The organism is Caldisericia bacterium, from assembly GCA_026414995.1.
GTDB lineage: Bacteria > Caldisericota > Caldisericia > B22-G15 > B22-G15 > JAAYUH01.
This window is the reverse complement of record JAOAHY010000027.1, coordinates 1-299: the sequence shown is the minus strand read 5'-3', so window position 1 is coordinate 299 and position 299 is coordinate 1. Positions and strand designations below refer to the sequence as shown.

1 protein-coding gene is annotated in these 299 nt (G+C 19.7%); it reads right to left on the bottom strand.

From position 1 onward, the window contains the following. On the bottom strand, window positions 1–299 hold a 299-nt coding region (locus N3D74_06520; protein ID MCX8095818.1), incomplete at both ends, for a hypothetical protein.

Below are 299 nucleotides of genomic sequence, written 5' to 3'. Positions count from 1 at the left end.
TGTATTCGATTTTAAGTAATTTGAAAATTCCTCATAGTCATTTTCAAAAAGATAAAATATTTTTTGAAGAACATCTTTTCTTGTTAAGGTTTTGAAATTTATATCTCTATCAAAAAGTGAAATATAAGTTGCAATAATAAGTTTTTTACCTTGATTTAAATTTATGTTTTTAAGAAAAGAGATGCCTTTTTCAAAACTATCTAATAATTTAATTCTTAGAATCTCATTTAAAATTTCTTTTGGCGTATTATTTTCAAATTCAAAATTAAGATTAATTATAAATTTTCTTAAAGTATCTC